The following is a 15,064-nucleotide window of genomic DNA, read 5'->3' on the forward strand; positions in this document are numbered from 1 at the left end:
TGATTTTGCTTGCCGCAATGCGCATAGTTGGGCGGCAGCACTGATAAAGGTAAAACCAGCACGATGTTTTCCAGTACCCCATCCGCCGCCCACCGCGACACACGCCACGAACTGGACAACCTCATGGAAGAGGCAGGCGATATCGTGTTCCGGCTCGATGCGGACGGCCTGATCCTGTTTGCCAGCAAGCGCGCCGCCAACCTGTTCGCTGCACCGACCGGCCTGGTCGGGCATTTTCTGCCTTCACTGGCGGCCGAAGCATCGCGCGCCGCACTGCAGGCGGCCCTGCAAGACGCGCTCGAAGTACCGGGCCGGCTGGAAGTACGGCTGCACACGCCGGAACAGGAAATCTGGTTCGAGCTGCGTTTGTCGTCCTACGCCAACCATGCCGGCATGGTCGAATTGCTGGTGGTCGGGCGCGAGACCTCGGCCCAGCACAATACGGAAGAGCGGCTGCGCCATATGGCCACCCACGACGCCTTGACGGGCTTGCCGAACCGGCTGCTGCTGTCGGACCGCATCCGCATGGTGATTTCCCAGGCGGCACGCTCGGGTCAGGGTTTTTCGGTCGCCACCATCGGTCTCGACGGCTTCAAGAAGGTCAATGATGGCCTGGGCCACCCGGTTGGCGACGCCGTGCTGCGCCTGGCTGCGGCCCGCCTGCGCAAGACCCTGCGCGACAGCGATACCCTGGCGCGCGCCGGCGGCGATGAATTCGTCGCCGTACTGCCCGGCAGCGCCACCGATGCGCAGATCAAGCTCGTTACCGGCCGCTTGCTGGCCACCCTGCAGGCGCCGTTCGAAGTCGATGGCCACACGATCTACGTGGGCGCCTCGGTCGGCGTGTCGATTTATCCGCTGCACGCAGAAGACGAAGTACGCCTGGTCGTGCTGGCCGACGCGGCCATGTCGCGCGCCAAGGAAACCGGCAAGGCGCGCTGCCTGATCTACAGCCCACGCCTGAACGGCCCATCCGAACACGATATTTCGCTCGAAGCAGCGATGTTCCAGGCGGTGCGCGAAGGCGAATTTTTGCTGTATTACCAGCCCATTGTCGACGCGCGCACGCGCCAGATCCAGGGCTTCGAGACGCTGATGCGCTGGAAGCACCCGACACTGGGCCTGGTGCCGCCGGTGCGCTTTATCCCGATCGCCGAAGCCAATGGCCTGATCAACCTGCTGGGCGCCTGGGCGCTGAAAGCGGCCTGCGTACAACTGCGACAGTTTCAGGAGGTGGCGCGGCGCCACCTGTATATTTCGGTCAATATCAGCCCGCGCCAGTTCCGCAACGATAAATTCCTCGACGTGCTGGACGACGCGCTGGCTTTTTCCGGCCTGTCCGGCGAAAACCTGGTGCTGGAAATTACCGAAGGCACGCTGATGATCGACCCGGTGCACGCCGAGGCGATCCTGGTCAAGATGACGGAGCGCAACGCGCGCATCGCCATCGATGACTTCGGCACCGGCTACTCCTCGCTGGCCTATCTGAAACGCTTTCCCATTTCGGTGCTGAAGATAGACCGTACTTTCATCAAGGACTTGCCCGAATCGAGCAAGGACGCCGCCATCTGCAACACCATACTTGACCTGGCCAAGCACCTGAACCTGTCGGTAGTGGCGGAAGGCGTGGAAACTGAAGAACAAATGCATTTCATCGAATCACGCGGCTGCCATTATGTGCAGGGCTACCTGACCGGCAAACCGATGCCCGCCCACGCGGCTCTCGCGGCCTTGAGCGAAACAACCTATGCGGCGCTGGTGACAGCGACGCCTGCCCAGGAACCGCACGGAGGTGTGCAATGAACCCGGGCCACTACACGGCAGCCACCCAGCTCGGCAGGAACACGCTGGAACTGCTGTGGTCACGCACGCGCCAGCAGGGCGACATGCCCGGCTTTGCCAAGGCCATCAGCGCCATCCTGGGCGCCATGCGCGGCGAGGACGATCACGCATTCGACATGACGCAAACCGTGCTGTCGGACCCGGTCCTGACGCACAAGGTGCTGCGCCTGGCCAACAGCGGCATGTATTCGGCTTTTGGCCAGCGCGTCAACACCGTCTCGAAAGCGGTGCTGGTGCTGGGCCTGGACGCCATCGGCCACCTGGCGCTGGGCCTGAAACTGATCGAGGAATTGTCGCAGGCAAGGCCGGATTCGGTCAGCGCCCATGCCGAGATGGAAAAAGCGGTATTGGCCGGCATGGTGGCCCAGCAAGTGGCTACCAGCGCAGGCAGCCTGCAGGCCGAACAGGCGGTAGTGTGTTCGATGCTGCATACCCTGGGCCGCATGATGGTCACCTTTTACATGGCGGACTATTGGGCACGGCTGCAGGCGCACGACGGACCCGGCAACGAAGCGGCGGCGGCGCCGGAAATTCTCGGCTTGAGCCTGCCCGAAGTGGGCTATGCCACGGCCGCCCACTGGGGCTTGCCGCAGCACCTGATCGACGGCATGCGCCCGCTGGCGCCGATGCAGGCAGATGAAGTCGTAAGCAGCAGCGATTGGATGGCCGGCCTGTCAACCATGGCAGCGCGCTGCGCCGATTCGCTGTGGCACGACGACGCCAACGGCGCGGCCGAAGTCCATGCGCTGATCGACGACTATGCCGGCATGCTGGGCATGCAGCCTGAAGCCGTACTGGAAGCGGTGGAAAAAGCCAAGGTCATGGCGGCGGCCGACCTCACCATCGCACCACTGTCGAAGCCGATGGAGCGGCGTGCGCGCCAGTTGGCGTCAACGCGCTTGCGGGCCGAAGGCAACCGCATCCTGCTCGACGGCCTGGCCGACCTGCGTGGCGCCATCGGCACCGCCAATCCTGGCCAGATGGTGTCAATGGCGCTGGAAACCCTGCACCAGGGCTTTGATTTTTCGCGCTCGGTGGCGTTTGCGCGCAATCACAAGGAACAGCTTTACTCGGCGCGCATCTGCATGGGCGAAGGCGCGGCCGAGCTGCAGGACCTGATGGTGTTTGGCGATGTCTATGAGCCGAACGTATTCCATGCGGCCCTCAGTAGCGACCGCGTGATCTTCATCGACAACGCACGCGACCCGAAATTCGCCGCCAAGCTGCCGCCGTGGTGGAACAGTACCCTGTCCGAGGCACGCAGCTTCGTGGTGCTGCCGCTGTCGGCGAACGGCCACCCGACGGGATTTTTGTACGGCGACTGGGACGACAGTTTCCCGCCGATACAGCTGAACCAGACGGAGTTCAATCTGATTAACGATATACGGACCTTGCTGGTGCAGTCGGTGGAAATGCGGCACCAGCAGGAGTTGGCGGCGAACAAGGTGGCCTGATGCTGCTGGCTTTCACCCCAACGGCAAAATCTGGGGTCAGCCCCCCTCGCCCGCTAACAATGAACTCTGTGTTTGCGGCATTGAGGGTCTGATCCCGGCAGTAAAATTACCTCAACTTCGGCGTCGAAACAGTCACATCGCCGCACTGCGCGCGATGCATCAAAGCATGGTCGATCAGCACCAGCGCCAGCATCGCTTCGGCGATCGGCGTGGCGCGGATGCCGACACAGGGGTCGTGGCGGCCAAACGTTTCCACCATCACGGGATTGCCCTCTTTATCGATCGAACGGCGCGGCGTGCGGATCGACGAGGTCGGCTTGATGGCGATCGAGACGCTGATGTCCTGCCCCGTCGAAATACCGCCAAGCACGCCGCCGGCGTTATTGCCGACAAAGCCTTCCGGCGTCAGTTCGTCGCCATGCTCCGAACCTTTTTGCGCCACCGAATCGAAACCGGCGCCGATTTCCACGCCCTTGACCGCATTGATGCCCATCATCGCGTAGGCGATATCGGCATCGAGCTTGTCGTAGATCGGCTGGCCCAGGCCTACCGGCACGTTCTGTGCAATCACGTCGATACGGGCGCCGATGGAGTCGCCGTCGCGGCGCAACTGATCCATCGCCTGTTCCATGCTGGCGATCAGCGCGGCGTCATCGCTGGCAGCAAAGAAGGGGTTGGCGTGCACATGCTCCCACGACTGGAACGGCACCGCGATATTGCCCAGCTGGCTCATGCAGCCCCTGAAGGTGGTGCCGTATTGCTGCAGCAGCCACTTCTTGGCGATCGCTGCCGCACCTACCACTGGCGCCGTCAGGCGCGCCGAGGAACGGCCACCGCCGCGCGGGTCGCGCACGCCGTACTTGTGCCAGTAAGTGTAGTCGGCGTGGCCCGGGCGGAAGCTCTCGGCGATATTGCCGTAGTCCTTGCTGCGCTGGTCTTCATTGCGGATCAGCAGGGCGATCGGCGTGCCGGTGGTCACACCCTGATACACGCCCGACAGAATTTCCACCGTATCCGATTCCTGGCGCTGCGTCACGTGGCGCGAGGTGCCTGGCTTGCGGCGGTCCAGCTCGGGCTGGATATCGGCTTCGGACAATACCAGCCCGGGCGGACAGCCATCGATCACGCAGCCGATGGCAGGACCATGCGATTCGCCGAAAGTGGTAACAGTAAACAGCTTGCCAAAAGAGTTGCCGGACATAGTAGGGAATATGGAAGACTGGAAAACGCCATTCTACCAGCCCACGCCCCGCCCTGCCCCGGCTACAGCCTGGCCGCCACAAAGTTTCAGCAGAAAATGTGAAGCAACAGTTACAATCATGCAAAACTGAAAATATTGCCGCAATGATTAAGACTAAAAAAAAATTTTGCCTTGTTAAATCGCTATATACTTGGCTCAGGACAGCTGGAAAAATGGCCGGCCGCCGATGTCGCGCCCTGTGCTTGCCGATATGCCTACCTCACTGAGCTCTGGAGAAGTTAACTACATGCCCGCACCGATCACCCCCCTTGATGCCGACAAGGACGATCACGACGACCTGGTATTCCTTGACGAGCAGCCTGCCGCACCGGCCGATACCAGTGCACGCAGCGTATGGCGGGTGATGATCATCGACGACGATGAAGACGTCCATTCCACCACCACTTTTGCACTCGGCAACCTGGAAATGCAGCACCGACCGCTCGAGTTCGTGCATGCCTATTCGGCCGGCCAGGCGCGCGAATTGCTCAAGCATGAAAGCGATATTGCCGTCATCCTGCTCGACGTGGTGATGGAACAGGACGACGCCGGCCTGCATCTGGTGCGCCATATCCGCGAAACGCTGAAGATGAGCGATGTACGCATCATCCTGCGCACCGGCCAGCCCGGCTATGCGCCGGAAATCGACGCCATCCGCGATTTCGACATCAACGACTACAAGACCAAGTCCGAGCTGACCCGCATCAAGCTGTTTACCACCGTCACGGCAGCCATCCGTTCATACGAGCAGATCTGCTCCATCAGCAACAGCCGGCGCGGCCTGGACCGCATCGTGCATGCCAGCACCCAACTGATGGCGCTGCACGGCGTGCACAATTTCTCGGCCGGCGTGCTGGCGCAGGTGGCCGACCTGCTGCAGCTGCATGTCGATGGCGTGCTGTGCACCCAGGAAGTCAATGACAAGGGCAAGCGCAGCCTGCTGGTGTGCGCCCATGCGGGCTGCTTTTCCGGCATGCAGCACGGCGCCCTGTGCAGCGTGGAAAATCCGCGCATCGCCGCCGCCATCGAGCACGCGCTGATGCAGCGGCGCAATGTGTACGCGCACGATTACGCCACGCTGTATTTCGCCGGCAAGTCCAGCCGCGATTCGGCTGCCTACCTGCTGCTGCCGCGCCCCTTGACGGCGATCGAGGAAAGCCTGCTCGAGGTATTTTGCAGCAATGTCGCCGTCGGCCTGGACAATGTGGAGCTGGTAAGCCACCTGCATAACGCGGCGTTTTATGACCAGCTGTCGAAGTTGCCGAACCGAACCCGCCTGGTGGAAATCCTCGACGTGACGCTGGCCGGTCCGGCCCGCGACGACGCCACGCTATGCCTGGTCGATCTAGACCATTTTGCCGAAACCAACGATGCGCTGGGCCACAAGTTCGGCGACCTGCTGCTGGTGGCCGTCGCGGAGCGGCTGCAAACCAGGCTGGGCTCGCAGCTGACGGTGGCGCGCCTGGGCGGCGATATCTTTTGCGTGCTGGGCGACGCCATTCAGGTCAATCCGGCCCAGATCCTGGCCTTGTTCCAGACGCCGTTCAGCATCGACGGCCAGGACGTGCAACTGTCGGCCACCCTGGGCCTGGTGCGTCTGGGCGAACATGGCGGCACCGGCGCCGATGCGCTGAAGGACGCCGACATCGCGCTGAAACGCGCCAAGACCCAGCAGCGCGCCGGCCACTTCTATTTTTCGCGCAGCATGGGCATCGAGATCCGCGAGCGGGTGCGCATGATGCATGCGCTGCGCACCGGGTTTGCGCAAGGCCAGCTGTTTGTCGTCTACCAGCCGCAGATCGACCTGTCGACGCGCCGCCCGGTGGGCGCCGAAGCGCTGCTGCGCTGGCAGACGCCGGACGGCAAGTTCATCTCGCCCGACCGCTTTATCCCGATCGCCGAATATTCTGGCATCATCATCGACCTTGGCGAATGGGTGCTGCGCACCGCCTGCCATGAACTGGTGCGGTTGCGCGAGCAGGGCCACCGCAATTTCGTCATGTCGGTCAATGTGTCGCAGGTGCAGTTCCGCCATCCGCTGTTTCTCGACATGCTGCGCACCGCACTGGAAGACACGCAGGCGCCGCCCGAATTCATCGAGCTGGAAATCACCGAGTCGATGGCCATGGAAGAGCCGGACCTGCTGATCAAGATGCTGTGGCAGATCAAGCAGACGGGCGTGAGCATCGCCATCGACGACTTCGGCACGGGCTTTTCATCGCTGTCCTACCTGCAGCGGCTGCAGGTGGACCGGCTGAAGATCGACCGCGCTTTTGTGACGGAAATCACGGGATCGGCGCGCGGCAGCAGCATCGCCGAGATGGTGATACAGCTGGGCCGCAACCTGGGCCTGGCGGTGATCGCCGAAGGTGTGGAAGACGAGCGCCAGGCGCAGATCCTGCAGTCGCTCGGTTGTCCGATGGCCCAGGGCTTTTTGTTCGCGCGGCCGATGACGGCCGATGCGCTGGTCAGTTGGCTCAGCAATGACGCAATGCAGGGCGCTGCCTGACAGGGTCACTGTCCAGACGACAACGCCGGCAATGCCGGCGTTTTTCATGCTGTGCTGGACCAGGCGCTTCGCTCAGTCCGGCGTTTCGGCCGGCCAGTCGCGGATATACGCTTTCAGCATCTGGTTCTCGAAGCTTTGCGCTTCGAGCACGGCGCGCGCCACGTCATAGAAGGAAATCACGCCCAGCAGGGTCTTGGCGTTCATGACCGGCAGGTAGCGCGCATGCTTTTCCAGCATGATGCGGCGTACTTCATTCACTTCAGTATCGGGCGTCACGGTGATCGGGTGGTCATCCATATGCTTGCGCACGGTGCCGCCACCGATCTGGCCTGCGTTTTCGTGCAGCGCATTGAGCACTTCACGGAAAGTGAGCATGCCGACCAGGTCGCCAAATTCCATCACCACCAGCGAACCGATGTCTTTTTCCGCCATGGTATTGGCCGCATCGAGCAAAGGCTGGTCCGGCGTTACGGTATAAAGGATATTGCCCTTGACTTGGAGAATTTCAGATACTTTCATATTGGCCGTCCTGTCCGCGTGGTTGGTATTGTAATTGTTCTCGCCCTGTTTTGGGACTGTAGCCTATGCTTGCCGAAAAATCCAGCATTGCCGTCAATCAAATCGAGCACGAAACAATAAGCTCAGGCGCGGCGGCGGAACCAGCCGGCCAGCGATAGCCGTTCTCGCTGCGCCGGCAACACCTCATGCAGCATGTCGCCCGACAAAAATACCACCATCCGCCCCGCTTCGGGAAGGATGTCCACGCTGTCGCCGCCCTCAGGGTGCAAGCGCAAGGCGCCGCCCTGCCCCGGCAGCCAGTCGGCGTTCAGATAAATCACCACCGAAACGGTGCGCAGGTCGTCGTCGCGAAAGCGATCCAGGTGCGTGCGGTAAAACGCGCCAGGTGCATACAGGGCTAAATGGCTTTCGTACTCGTCCAGGCCAAGGAACAGTTCACGGTTCAGCTGCTGGCGCAGCACTTCCATCAGCGCCAGGTACTGGTCGCAGGCGGCAGACTGCCCCGCTTCCAGCCATGCGATGCTGTCGCCGCGTATGGCGCTGTGCACGTTTGGCGTGCGCCCGCTACCCACGCCTGCCGCCTTCATGCGCCCGGCGCGCTGCGCCAGCACGCATTGCGCCGCAAGTTCGCTGCTCAGTTCCGGCGACAGGAAGGCGTCATGCTGCGACCAGCCATGGTGCTGCAAGGCATCAAACAACGACGGCGGCAATCGGGACATATGGGCAGCTCTTTCCTGGTAACGGCGCAGCATCGTACCACTGCGCCGCGTGGACAGCCATAAAGACGTCAACACGAAAGGCCGCAGCCCATGCGCCCTGCACGGCCACTCTTTTGTTCCGCCAGGAATCGGGTTACGATCTGGGCAATAAAATAATGGCGGAGACATCATGAGCGGTGCTAAGTACCTGGGATTTGACACGCTTTCCCTGCATGCGGGCGCTGCGCCCGATCCGGCCACCGGCGCACGCGCCACGCCGATCCATTTTACGTCATCGTTTGCCTTCAAGAGCTCGGACCACGCCGCCTCGCTATTCAATATGGAGCGCGCCGGCCATGTGTATACGCGCATATCGAACCCCACCAACGCCGTGCTCGAAGAGCGCATTGCCGCCCTGGAAGGCGGCGTGGCCGGCATCGCCACGGCCAGCGGCCAGGCCGCCATGCACCTGGGCCTGTGCACGATTGCCGGCGCCGGCTCTCACGTAGTGGCCTCGCGCGCCCTGTACGGCGGCTCGCACAACCTGCTGGCGTATACCCTGAAACGCTTCGGCATCGACACGACCTTCGTCAACCCGCGCGACATCGACGCCTGGCGCGCCGCGATACGGCCCAATACCAAGGTGCTGTTTGCCGAAACGCTGGGCAACCCCGGCCTCGATGTGCTCAATATTGCCCAGGTGGCCGCGCTGGCGCATGAACACCATCTGCCGCTGATGCTGGACTCGACCTTTACCACGCCCTACCTGCTGCGTCCTTTTGACCACGGCGCCGACCTGGTGTTTCACTCGGCCACCAAGTTCCTGTGCGGCCACGGCACGGCCATCGGCGGCCTGCTGGTCGACGGCGGCACCTTTGACTGGCAGGCCGCCTACGACCGGACGGGCCGCTTTGCCGAACTGTGCGAACCGTATGAGGGCTTTCACGGCATGGTGTTCGCCGAAGAGTCAACCGTGGCGCCATTCGCCCTGCGCGCGCGGCGCGAAGGCCTGCGCGACTTCGGCGCCGTGATGAGTCCGCACAATGCGTTTGCCGTGCTGCAGGGCATCGAAACCCTGGGCCTGCGCATGGACCGCCATGTTGCCAACACGCGCAAGATTATCGATTTTCTGTTGACCAATCCGGCGGTGGAATCGGTGTCCTATCCCGAACTGGCCAGCCATCCCGATTACGAATTGGCCAAGACCCTGCTGCCGAAAGGCGCCGGCGCCGTATTTACCTTCAAGCTGCGCGGCGGCCGCGCGGCAGGCCAGCGCTTTGTCGACAGCCTGGCGATTTTTTCGCACCTGGCCAATGTGGGCGACGCCAGGTCGCTGGTGATCCACCCCGCCTCCACCACGCACTTGCGCGTGCCCAACGAGCAGCTCGAACAAGCCGGCATCACGCAGGGCACGATCAGGCTGTCGGTGGGGCTGGAAGACGCGGACGACCTGATCGGCGACCTGGCGCGCAGCCTGAAACTGTCGCAGAAAGGCGCCTGAGATGATCTTCACCATTGACGAGGCAAGCGCTTATTGCTACACGGGCGGCAAGGCGTTTGACGCGAGCCAGCCCACCGCCGTGTTTATCCACGGTGCGCAGAACGACCACTCCGTGTGGGCGCTGCAGACGCGCTATTTTGCCCACCACGGCTGGAACGTGCTGGCGGTCGACCTGCCCGGCCATGGCAGGAGCACAGGCACTGCAAAAACCACGGTGGAAGAAATGGTGCACTGGATACTGGCCATGCTCGATGCCGCCGGGGTAGCGCAAGCGATGCTGGTCGGCCACAGCATGGGTTCATTGATCGCGCTCGAAGCGGCATACCAGGCGCCCGCACGCGTCAGCCAGTTGGCGATGCTGGGCTCGACCTACCCGATGGCCGTCTCGCCGGCGCTGCTGGAGACGTCAAAAAACGACGAACAGGCGGCGATCGACATGGTCAACCTCTGGTCGCATTCCTCGATCGCACAAAAACCGTCCTTTCCCGGACCCGGCTTCTACGCCATGGGTGGCGCGCGCCGGCTCAAACAGCGCATTGCGGCCATCAATCCGGCGCATGTGTTCCATACCGATTTTTATTCCTGCAATGCGTATGCCAACGGCGAAGCGGCAGCCGCCTCGGTCACCTGCCCGACGCTGTTCATTTTCGGCGCGCGCGACATGATGACGCCGCCGAAATCGACCAGGCTGCTGACCAGCAGCATCGCGCACGGCAAGCTGGTGCAGGTCGACAGCGGCCATGAGCTGATGGCCGAGCAGCCCGACGCCGTGCTCGACGCCCTGTTTGCGTTTGCCGCCACCAAACCCGCTTTCTTAACGAAGACTCCATGATTTCCACTGCCGTCCTGTTCAGCACCCACCACCTTCCCGATCACCCGGATTTTGATATCGAGGCCATCGAAGGCCTGGCCGAATGGCGGCAAAGCACGCCGATGCTGTTCAAGCTGCTGATGGGCAGCGCTGCACAAGCGGTGACCTGGCCGCTGTATGACGACGGCGTGGAGCACGCCTGCGCGCTGGCTGCGACTATGGCACAGGCGCGCGCCAGCTGGCAGGCTTTGTCGGCGTTGATGGAAGCACCGCGCGACGCCGCCGCCATCGTTGCACGCAGCGCCATTGCCAGCTTGCTGGCCAACGGCGAACAGTGGCTGGTGCTCGATTGCGTGCAGCTGATCGACCACGATATCGGCACACCCGAGTTTGCGGCGCAACTGCAGGGAATCGCCGCTGAGGCGGCAGCGCTGCACGCGGCCCTGCTGCGCGGCGACCAGGCCGCCTTGCAAGCCTTGCTCAGCGTGGCGACCAGCACCGGCACAATCGGCTACTGGTGTTCCTCTGCCAGCGCCCACCTGGGCAATATTGAAGAGCGCGACATCGCCGAACTGCCGTTCCTGCAGCAGCTACGGGTGCATGCATGGGTGGCGGAAGCGCAGTGCTACGAAGTGAGCGCCGTCGGCGATATCGCAGTGCGTGGGCTGGTCACGCCTTACGGTCGCTGGATCGTTCCCTTGTCCATGCAGGCGGTCGAACTGGGCCACCACGATGCCGAGTCAGGCTGGATCACCTATGCGCCAGCGTCGCCAGCCGGCTGGCAGGGCCTGCTGGACCTGAACGGCAGCGTTGTGCTGCCGCCCGCCCCCGGCAAGCTCTATGTGATCAGTCCGCACCTGGCAGTCCGCCTGCGGGACGAGGGCGCCAGCAGCCTGCTGCACCTGCCCGATGGCGCGGTGGTGATGGAAGGCGTCGAGACCTGCGAGCGCAATGACGGCTTGCTGGAGTTCGAACGTCCAGGCCAGGATGACAACGAGCACAATCTGCTGGGCGTGATGGACGCGCATGGCGCGGTGGTGGTACCGCCCGTCTACAGTTCGGTACAGGACTTTGGCACGCGAAAAAAAATCGCCATCGTCAGCCAGCGCATCGCCGGCCGTTTCCTGTTTGGCCTGGTCAACAACAAGGGCGAGCCGCTGGCGCCCTGCCAGTACAGCTACATCGACAGCGCCACCACGTCATCGCCCCCGAAACTGCGCAAAAACCTGATCTACGCCATCGACGCGCAAGGCCTGGTGTGCATGCTGACCCTGGACGGCCAGCCTGCGTTCACGCCGAAGTACGCTCCCGCGCACCATCTGAGCGGTATCACGGCGCAAAGCGACTTCCTGTTCGTGATCAAGGACGCCATGGTATGGCGCATGGACTTCGCCGGCGAATTGCTGGCGCAGGTCGATACCCCGGATGGTTTCAGGGCCGATATCTCGGCGCAGCTGCACCAGGCCATGGGCTTGAACAGGGCAGCCCCTGTCGAGCGCGGCTGCTATACGCCGGCACAGTTGCTGGAACTGGCCGACCGCGACCAGCTGCGCGCCATCGCCGCCCTGTTGCTGCAGGGTGACGAGGCACTGGCGCAGCGCTGCGTGGACCTCACGCTGGAAGAACTGGAGGCAGGCGAGACTGAAGGAGAATTCGATGGCGACACGCCGGAAGCGGCCTGCCTGTTCCTGCTATGGTCCAACGCCGCCGATGTACTGGGCCTTGGTGCCACGCTGGACTGGAAGTCAAGCGAGGAAATCGCCGTCATCGGCCAGCATATCGCGGTGCCGGCGCTGCAGGACTTCACGTGGGACGGCGAGGAAGATGGTGGCAGTATCACCGAAGGTTTTGAGGCCATCGCGCAGCATCTGGCGCCGCACGGCTTAAATTTGGTCAATATGCACGACGGCGAGGACACGTATTGGCTGGCCGTGCTGCGCGCGCAGGACATGCCAGCGTTTGATGCCATCGCGCGGCAGTCGGCGCTCAATCCAAAGGTTTATTGAATCACTTGCAGCGTACTTCGCCAAAGTGCTTGGCCAGTGTCATGCCCAGGCCCTCTTCCACCGCACCTTCGACCTGCGCCGCCAGCCTGGCCGCTTCTTCGGCCGCTCCGATGTCGCGCTCGTCGGTGGAGCCGGCCGGATAGCCTGAATTGACGCGCATGCCGCCAAACACGAACAGGCGGTAGACGTCGCCCAGGGTAATGCGGTTGACGTTGCCCAGCAAGACCCAGTGGTCGGAACTGTCGGCCACCCGCTTGCCCCACTGCACGCGCACGGCCGCTTCCACGTTGACCCGGCCCACCCAGCCCTGCTCGACCATTTTGTCGAGCAGCTTTTCCATTTCATCGAAGCCCAGCCGCGTGCGGCTGCGGATCTCGGCTGCGCCCACCAGCGCCGAGTCGGCACAGTGGCAGGCCTGGTGCAGTACTTTCAATATCGCCACGGCGTCGACAAACTCGCTGCCGGGCGCCGCCTGGTACCACCAGCGTTCGTATTTCACCACCGGCAAGGCGGCCACCAGCAAGGCGCCCACCAGGGTAATCATCCAGCTGACGTAGATCCACACCAGGAACAGCGGCAGCGCCGCCAGTGCGCCATAGATGCGCGAATAGGTGGGGAAGTCCTGGATGAATTCGCCGAAACCGCGCTTGGCGACTTCAAACGCCAGCGCCGCCAGCAGGCCGCCCCAGGCGGCGTCACGCCACTCGACGTCGCGGTTCGGCACCGTCATGTACAACAAGGTGAAGGCCAGCATGGTCAGGCCGATCGACACCAGGGTGTAGAACACGGCGCCAAGGAAAACAGCATCGCCGACCAGGCCGCTGGTGGCCACGCTGGTGACCATGAATACGCGCGAGGTGACCGTCAGCGACACGCCGACCAGCAGCGGCCCCAGGGTGACAATCGCCCAGTACACCAGCAAGCGCTTGGTCCAGCGCCGTTCCCGGCGCACCCGCCAGATGCGGTTGAATACCCGCTCGATCAGATTCATCATCGCCACCGAGGTGAAAATCAGCGCGCCGGCGCCGATCGCCGACAAACGCGTGGCTTTCGAGGCAAACGTGGTCAGGTAGCCAAGGATGGTGTTAGAGATACCCTTGGGCATCACGCTCTGGATAAAATAATCTTCCAGTGCATGGCGGAAGGTATTGAACAGCGGAAAAGTGGTAAAGATTGCCAGCGCCAGGGTCAACAGGGGCACCAGCGCGAACACGGTGGCGAACGTCAGGCTGCCGGCCACTTGCGGCAAGCCTTCCTCGCGCACGCGGCGGCTGGCAAACAGCAGCAGGTCGCGCACTTCGGGCCACTGCACGCCACGCATGACGGCAATCCCGAAGCGCACGGTCTGCGACAGGTAGAGGAAGAAGGACTGTATGGTTTTTAAAAACATGTAATCGAAATCAGAACGGCGCCATGTCGGCTTCGTATCGGGCTGCAAAGCGCCCTATAATACCAATGATGAAGCCAACCAATCTGATTATTCTTGTCTTGTTCTACTCCCGCCACGGCGCCACGCGCCAACTGGCCGAACTGATTGCGCAAGGCGTGGAAAGCGTGCCCGGCTGCGATGCCCGGCTACGCACCGTGCCGGCCGTCTCCACGGTAGCCGAAGCCACTGCCCCCGAGGTCCCTGCGCAGGGCGCGCCGTATGTGGAACTGGAAGACCTGCAGCAATGCGCGGGCCTGGCGCTCGGCTCGCCCACGCGCTTCGGCAATATGGCCGCCGCCATGAAGTATTTCTGGGATGGGACGGCCAGCGACTGGCTGGCCGGCAGCCTGGCCGGCAAGCCGGCCTGCGTATTCACCTCCACCGGCAGCCTGCATGGCGGCCAGGAATCGACCCTGCTGTCGATGATGATCCCGCTGTTCCACCACGGCATGCTGGTGATGGGCCTGCCCTACACCCACCCCGAACTGATGACCACCTCCACCGGCGGCTCGCCGTATGGCGTCACGCACTGGTCCGGCATCGATGGCGACAAGGCCATCAGCGAGGACGAAAAACGCCTGGCCCTGGCGCTGGGCCGCCGCCTGGCCGAAAACGCCGTCAAGCTGGCGGGGGCGTGATGAACGGCGCGCTGCACAAGTATTTCCACTGGGGTGCGATCGCCAGCCTGGCCACCCTGGTCGTCTGGTGCGTGCTGTGGGAAACCGTGCTCGCGCCATTGAAACCGGGCGGCTCGTGGCTGGTGCTGAAAGCCGTGCCGCTCTTGATTCCGCTGTATGGTGTGATCAAGCGCGACGTCTACACCCTGCAATGGTCGTCGATGGTGATCCTGCTGTATTTCACCGAAGGCGTGGTGCGCGGCTACAGCGATACCAATCCGACCTCGGCCTTCATGGCCTGGGGCGAAGCGATCGTCGTCTGCGTGTATTTCTTCTGCGCCGTGCTGTATCTGCGCCCGTATAAAAAGGCCGCCAAGCGCATGGCCAGGGAATTGCTGGAAAAAGTCAACAAGGTGAGCACCAGAAAATGAGCGAGCA

General features: G+C 62.9%; 12 protein-coding genes. 8 read left to right on the forward strand and 4 right to left on the reverse strand.

Annotated elements, in window-relative coordinates; genetic code table 11:
- The first annotated feature begins 63 nt into the window (after positions 1-63).
- Together ACQ4WM_RS15795 and ACQ4WM_RS15800 are read left to right on the forward strand one after the other, a co-directional pair.
- The gene (locus tag ACQ4WM_RS15795; RefSeq protein ID WP_436547627.1) at positions 64-1,803 is read left to right on the forward strand and encodes a putative bifunctional diguanylate cyclase/phosphodiesterase; all 1,740 of its coding nucleotides are present in this window, start codon (positions 64-66) and stop codon (positions 1,801-1,803) included.
- Positions 1,800-3,296, forward strand: coding sequence for an HDOD domain-containing protein (locus tag ACQ4WM_RS15800; RefSeq protein ID WP_436547628.1), 1,497 nt, complete (start codon positions 1,800-1,802; stop codon positions 3,294-3,296). Before ACQ4WM_RS15795 ends, ACQ4WM_RS15800 begins: the two co-directional genes overlap by 4 nt.
- Before the next feature lie 106 nt (positions 3,297-3,402).
- Here the strand turns inward: ACQ4WM_RS15800 and aroC are convergent, their stop codons facing one another.
- Positions 3,403-4,497, reverse strand: a complete 1,095-nt coding sequence (aroC, locus tag ACQ4WM_RS15805; RefSeq protein ID WP_436547629.1) for a chorismate synthase — start codon at positions 4,495-4,497, stop codon at positions 3,403-3,405.
- 286 nt (positions 4,498-4,783) lie between these two features.
- Between aroC and ACQ4WM_RS15810 the strand changes: the two genes are divergently transcribed.
- Entirely contained in the window at positions 4,784-7,045 is a 2,262-nt protein-coding gene (locus tag ACQ4WM_RS15810; protein WP_436547630.1) for a putative bifunctional diguanylate cyclase/phosphodiesterase, read from the forward strand.
- A gap of 72 nt (positions 7,046-7,117) precedes the next feature.
- Here the strand turns inward: ACQ4WM_RS15810 and ACQ4WM_RS15815 are convergent, their stop codons facing one another.
- On the reverse strand, positions 7,118-7,564 hold the full coding sequence (locus tag ACQ4WM_RS15815; protein ID WP_065309015.1) for a CBS domain-containing protein: 447 nt from the start codon (positions 7,562-7,564) through the stop codon (positions 7,118-7,120).
- Between the two features lie 122 nt (positions 7,565-7,686).
- Complete coding sequence (locus tag ACQ4WM_RS15820; RefSeq protein ID WP_436547631.1) at positions 7,687-8,283, reverse strand: 2OG-Fe(II) oxygenase; 597 nt, start codon at positions 8,281-8,283, stop codon at positions 7,687-7,689.
- A 169-nt stretch (positions 8,284-8,452) separates the two neighbouring features.
- Here ACQ4WM_RS15820 and ACQ4WM_RS15825 point away from each other — a divergent pair, with 169 nt between their 5' ends.
- Genes ACQ4WM_RS15825 through ACQ4WM_RS15835 form a run of 3 tightly spaced genes read left to right on the forward strand, consistent with a single transcriptional unit; the run spans position 8,453 to position 12,580 of the window.
- Positions 8,453-9,763 carry an O-acetylhomoserine aminocarboxypropyltransferase gene (locus tag ACQ4WM_RS15825; protein ID WP_436547632.1) on the forward strand — a complete coding sequence of 437 codons (1,311 nt, stop codon included), beginning with the start codon at positions 8,453-8,455 and terminating at the stop codon, positions 9,761-9,763.
- 1 nt (position 9,764) lies between these two features.
- A complete protein-coding gene (locus ACQ4WM_RS15830; RefSeq protein WP_436547633.1) occupies positions 9,765-10,595 on the forward strand; it encodes an alpha/beta fold hydrolase in 831 nt (276 codons plus the stop codon).
- Positions 10,592-12,580, forward strand: a complete 1,989-nt coding sequence (locus ACQ4WM_RS15835; protein WP_436547634.1) for a DUF6630 family protein — start codon at positions 10,592-10,594, stop codon at positions 12,578-12,580. The genes ACQ4WM_RS15830 and ACQ4WM_RS15835 overlap by 4 nt, the downstream gene beginning before the upstream one ends.
- 1 nt (position 12,581) lies before the next feature.
- Here ACQ4WM_RS15835 and ACQ4WM_RS15840 read toward each other — a convergent pair whose 3' ends face one another.
- Positions 12,582-13,970: a YihY family inner membrane protein gene (locus ACQ4WM_RS15840; protein ID WP_436547635.1), complete on the reverse strand. Its 1,389-nt coding sequence runs from the start codon at positions 13,968-13,970 to the stop codon at positions 12,582-12,584.
- A 68-nt stretch (positions 13,971-14,038) separates the two neighbouring features.
- On the opposite strand from ACQ4WM_RS15840, the gene wrbA reads away from it, so the two are divergent.
- Together wrbA and ACQ4WM_RS15850 are read left to right on the forward strand one after the other, a co-directional pair.
- Complete coding sequence (gene wrbA, locus ACQ4WM_RS15845; RefSeq protein ID WP_436547690.1) at positions 14,039-14,647, forward strand: NAD(P)H:quinone oxidoreductase; 609 nt, start codon at positions 14,039-14,041, stop codon at positions 14,645-14,647.
- A complete protein-coding gene (locus ACQ4WM_RS15850; RefSeq protein WP_436547636.1) occupies positions 14,647-15,057 on the forward strand; it encodes a DUF2069 domain-containing protein in 411 nt (136 codons plus the stop codon). Before wrbA ends, ACQ4WM_RS15850 begins: the two co-directional genes overlap by 1 nt.
- Positions 15,058-15,064: the final 7 nt, after the last annotated feature.

Origin of the sequence: Janthinobacterium longum (assembly GCF_051380735.1) — a bacterium.
Lineage (GTDB): Bacteria > Pseudomonadota > Gammaproteobacteria > Burkholderiales > Burkholderiaceae_D > Janthinobacterium.

Bases quoted from the DNA above. Each gene is read 5' to 3' on its own strand.
- ACQ4WM_RS15850 (WP_436547636.1), top strand. From the start codon at position 14,647: ATGAACGGCGCGCTGCACAAGTATTTCCACTGGGGTGCGATCGCCAGC.
- aroC (WP_436547629.1), bottom strand. From the start codon at position 4,497: ATGTCCGGCAACTCTTTTGGCAAGCTGTTTACTGTTACCACTTTCGGC.
- ACQ4WM_RS15820 (WP_436547631.1), bottom strand. From the start codon at position 8,283: ATGTCCCGATTGCCGCCGTCGTTGTTTGATGCCTTGCAGCACCATGGC.
- wrbA (WP_436547690.1), top strand. From the start codon at position 14,039: ATGAAGCCAACCAATCTGATTATTCTTGTCTTGTTCTACTCCCGCCAC.
- ACQ4WM_RS15825 (WP_436547632.1), top strand. From the start codon at position 8,453: ATGAGCGGTGCTAAGTACCTGGGATTTGACACGCTTTCCCTGCATGCG.
- ACQ4WM_RS15815 (WP_065309015.1), bottom strand. From the start codon at position 7,564: ATGAAAGTATCTGAAATTCTCCAAGTCAAGGGCAATATCCTTTATACC.
- ACQ4WM_RS15835 (WP_436547634.1), top strand. From the start codon at position 10,592: ATGATTTCCACTGCCGTCCTGTTCAGCACCCACCACCTTCCCGATCAC.
- ACQ4WM_RS15800 (WP_436547628.1), top strand. From the start codon at position 1,800: ATGAACCCGGGCCACTACACGGCAGCCACCCAGCTCGGCAGGAACACG.
- ACQ4WM_RS15840 (WP_436547635.1), bottom strand. From the start codon at position 13,970: ATGTTTTTAAAAACCATACAGTCCTTCTTCCTCTACCTGTCGCAGACC.
- ACQ4WM_RS15830 (WP_436547633.1), top strand. From the start codon at position 9,765: ATGATCTTCACCATTGACGAGGCAAGCGCTTATTGCTACACGGGCGGC.
- ACQ4WM_RS15795 (WP_436547627.1), top strand. From the start codon at position 64: ATGTTTTCCAGTACCCCATCCGCCGCCCACCGCGACACACGCCACGAA.
- ACQ4WM_RS15810 (WP_436547630.1), top strand. From the start codon at position 4,784: ATGCCCGCACCGATCACCCCCCTTGATGCCGACAAGGACGATCACGAC.